Source organism: Candidatus Cloacimonadota bacterium (assembly GCA_020532355.1).
Lineage (GTDB): Bacteria > Cloacimonadota > Cloacimonadia > Cloacimonadales > Cloacimonadaceae > UBA5456.
In genome coordinates, this window is record JAJBBD010000305.1 from 1 (window position 1) to 3,386 (window position 3,386).

Annotated in this window: 3 protein-coding genes; all 3 read left to right on the forward strand. The window is 39.1% G+C overall.

What is annotated here, in order from left to right:
• The first annotated feature begins 206 nt into the window (after positions 1 to 206).
• Positions 207 to 884: an FHA domain-containing protein gene (locus tag LHW48_10520; GenBank protein ID MCB5260880.1), complete on the forward strand. Its 678-nt coding sequence runs from the start codon at positions 207 to 209 to the stop codon at positions 882 to 884.
• A 14-nt stretch (positions 885 to 898) separates the two neighbouring features.
• Complete coding sequence (locus LHW48_10525) at positions 899 to 2,356, forward strand: FHA domain-containing protein (protein MCB5260881.1); 1,458 nt, start codon at positions 899 to 901, stop codon at positions 2,354 to 2,356.
• Positions 2,353 to 3,386, forward strand: a 1,034-nt coding sequence (locus LHW48_10530; GenBank protein ID MCB5260882.1) for a Stp1/IreP family PP2C-type Ser/Thr phosphatase, incomplete at its 3' end; no start/stop codon positions are given. The genes LHW48_10525 and LHW48_10530, both read left to right, overlap by 4 nt.

Here is a 3,386-nt window from a genome sequence, read left to right on the forward strand (position 1 = left end):
CAAATAAGAATAATCGCACTAGGTGAAGACATTCCGATTGTTGATTACACAAAATGGGATACTCCCACGAAGTCTGAGGCAACTAAGGTATATCAGATGCTTAACCAGATGATCAGATAAGGGGGTTAAAATGCATGCATCTTTATCTGAATTGACAGAAGAATGAGAATAAGAATCACAAGGCACAATTAAAAAAGGAGAAAAAAATGAAGTGTCCCAACTGCTTAGCAGATAATACTGATAACGCTAAATATTGCAAGAAATGTGGGCATCAATTGACAGTCTTGAAAAAGACCTGTGTAAATGGCCATAATTACGATGCAAATCTATCTACTTGTCCCTATTGCCCACCATCGACTTCTTCGCAAAATGTCAAAACAGTAATAGAGGGTGAAGATCGTTGTAATGACAATAAAACGCTTATTGATTCATTTAAAAGAAGTTCCAACCATGCTGATAAGACACGGATAATTAACCCGAAACCAGCTATGAAGAGTGACCGCACCATGATCTATGACCCCAATTCACAGCGATCAGAACAATCTACGCTAGATCCTGAAAATATAGGAGCTAATGCAGACCTGAGAAAACTAGTTGGTTGGATTGTCACTTATGATTTACAACCCAGCGGTTTAGATTTCAGATTATATGTAGGTAAGAATAAAGTAGGAAGAAACGTAAAATGTGATCTTTCCATAAATCACTCATCCGTATCTGATGAACACGCTATGATTTTGTTCCGTGACGGCAAACTGATACTGAAGGACATGCTGTCCGTCAACGGTACTTATGTAAACGATGAAATCGTCGAAGACAAAGTGTATCTTAATGATGGTGACATTATTAAACTTGGGAGTATTGTTTTTAAACTAAGGATTATATGAAGAGGGATTAATATATGAGATATGTGAAAGCAATAGTGGCTTTAACCTTGCTCATGCTAGTTTCATTCTTGTTGTCCGCTCACGAGATAAAACAGCACCATATTGACGCTCGACTATATCCCAGCATTAAAAGTTATTTTGCTTTATCTCAAGATAGTAGTGTGATAGATGATCTGGTAGATGATTTAGCTGTCAACGTAGATGGTAGCTACGAAGTTGATTCACTGAAGATTACAGCATTCAAGACGCTAAACAAGCAATACAATGTTTTGATCTGTATTGATACTTCAGGATCTATGTCTTCCGCTCAGCTGAGAAACATACGTGAATCATTGGGCAAAGTGATAATGGATTTACCCGAAAATGTACGTCTATCGATATCAATATTTGGCAATGAGATGATAATTCTAAACGACTATAGCCTAGATAAAGAGATACTGCAAGAGTCAGTCAACAACATCAAAACTTTAAAAGGGAACACATATCTACACTATAGTATTGATAAGGCGTTAAAGAGAGTTATTGAACGAAAACTACCCGGGTTGAACTCAGTATTATTTATCAGTGATGGCAAAGAAGATGTTATCTATGATGTGGTATCACCCAGAGATCGTGAACAGACTATCGCTAGTTCGCTCATGCAAAGTATTCCTATCCATACTATTGGGTATTCCGTTGAGAGAAGTCCTGACTTTAGCATTTTAGATTACTACGCTTCGAAAACCAATGGTATCTATGGGCAAGTAAAGCATAGCAAGGAATTACATGGTCTTATCGCTAGAATAACAGAGTTGCCGAATAGTCTCCATGAGCTATCTTTCACTGTTTGTGATCTTGCTGGGGATGGCAATTATCACATGGTGAACATCAGCTTCAATGTAGAGGACGAACAATTCACGTCATCAACGAAGGTAAAGTTTCCAGATAACAAAATGCAACACAAGAAAGTGATTTACGCTTCGGGTTTTCTAAGGTATCTGCCGATACTTATCGCGCTAGCTTTTATAGTATTGCTATTTGTGATATTAGCAGTTTGGAGAAGAAAAAGACTAATGCTTCTGCACCATGATATTAAGCAGAAAGAGGATAGTATTTCTGATTGTAGAATTAGCACCGAAGCTAAGTCTCAACCTGAAGATGCTAATGAATCAATAAAGCCGTCTGTCACACTAAAGATGGAGTTCCTATCAGGAGCAGATTCTGGCAAAATCTACATGGTGGATGCCAATGGTGCCACGATAGGAAGAAATAGCGATAATAGCATTATTTTGGCAGACAATGCTGTCTCGAGAACGCACGCGATTATAGAATATAAAGACGATCGGTTCATTATCCGTGATCTCGAATCAGCAAACGGCATTACAATAAACTCACGAAAAGTGTCGCGCTCTGAGATACATCACAATGATCGTTTTTCAATTGGCTCGAGTGAAGGCATTTTCTCAATTTATGAAATGATGGAGACCAAATGAGGCCATTATTTAACGATTTAACAGTAGGAAATCTGACAGACATTGGTTTAAACCCCAATCGTACTAGTAATCAGGATTACTATGGTGTGTTTGAAGGCATGTTTGGGTCATTGTTTATTGTTTGTGACGGTATGGGAGGGCATGCAGGAGGCGAAATAGCATCACACTTGACAGTGGAAACGATAAGCAATTACTTCAAAGCGCTTGGTTCTGTGGACAAGTTAAGCGTCAAGCAGAAAATCTCAGAAAGCATAGAGATGGCCCAGAAAAAAACATCGGAGTATACCGCTAAGCATCCAGACGCGCAAGGGATGGGAACCACTCTCGTAATGCTTCTGATAAAAGAAGATAACTTTTGGTATGCCCACGTAGGCGATAGCAGGCTATATTTGCGTAGAAACGGTACGATTCAACAGCTAACCAAGGACCATTCGGAAGTGCAAGGGATGGTGGATGTGGGAATCCTGACCGAAGAACAAGCTAAAGAGCATCCCAGAAAGAACGTAATAACTAGAGCAATAGGCAGCAAGACATATCACCCCGATATATCCGGACCGAATTTGTTGTTTATTGGGGATCAGTTCCTGCTCTGCTCAGATGGTCTTTCCGGATATTTTGACAAAGATGAGTTAGCTAATCATATGAAAAAAGCTCCGCAGCATGCCTGTGACGATTTAGTCGAGATAGCGAAAGAAAGAGGGGGAAGCGATAACATTACGATTCAAATCATTCGAGCTAATACAGGTAAAAGACCAGAAGGGATTCTGTGGCTCAAAAAACCGATCAACAGAATGAAGATAGCAGCTTTCATGCTCTTAGGGATTTTAATCATTAGTGGAGTATTTTGGACTATTTCAAGAAATAACGATGCCGACAAAATCGAAGTATCAGAAGAACACAACTTGAAATCCGAAGATTTTTGGGAAGCGTGGGTTAAATACTTTGCGCAAAAAGATTCTACGTTAGTAGCTGATTTAAATCAGGCACTGAAGGAATATGAGTATGATGAGCTGAATACTTATATCATTCC